Below are 450 nucleotides of genomic sequence, written 5' to 3' on the forward strand. Positions count from 1 at the left end.
TCATCGATGTCGTCAGCGCGGCGTTCATCGCGACGGCGCCGTAGCCGCCGAGGGAAGGACCGTTCTTCACCGGTGGCTTCTCGCCCCAGCCCTCCAGCCGAGGCAGGTGCACGAGGATCGTCGATCGGCTGCTGCGCTCGACGAGCGTGCCAATCGCGGACCGGCCGGTGCCGATGATCAGATCCCCCTCCCAGTGCCCCGGGACGGCGCGATCGGCGGCTTCGGACGTCGGCGAGACTACTCGAGCTGGGTCCACCTGCCGTGGTCATGCGCGTGCTCCCGTCCTACGCCTCGGCGTTGTCTTCTTCGCGGGGGTCTTCTTCGCAGCGGTCCTTTTCACGGGGGCCTTCTTCGCAGCGGCCTTCTTCGCTGCAGCCTTCTTCACGGGGGCCTTCTTCGCGGGGGTCTTCTGTGCAGCGGCCTTCTGGGGACGACGCCGGCGCGGCTCGG

The 450-nt window shown here is 68.9% G+C and carries 1 protein-coding gene and 1 pseudogene; both read right to left on the bottom strand.

What is annotated here, in order from left to right; all coding sequences use genetic code 11:
* Positions 1–226: pseudogene (locus tag P3H15_RS55175) on the bottom strand (IS30 family transposase); the annotation flags it as partial.
* A 39-nt stretch (positions 227–265) separates the two neighbouring features.
* Positions 266–450, bottom strand: a 185-nt coding sequence (locus P3H15_RS55180) for a hypothetical protein (RefSeq protein ID WP_276144956.1), incomplete at its 5' end; no start/stop codon positions are given.

It is taken from the genome of Rhodococcus sp. T2V (assembly GCF_029269925.1).
Classification (GTDB): domain Bacteria; phylum Actinomycetota; class Actinomycetes; order Mycobacteriales; family Mycobacteriaceae; genus Rhodococcus_F; species Rhodococcus_F koreensis.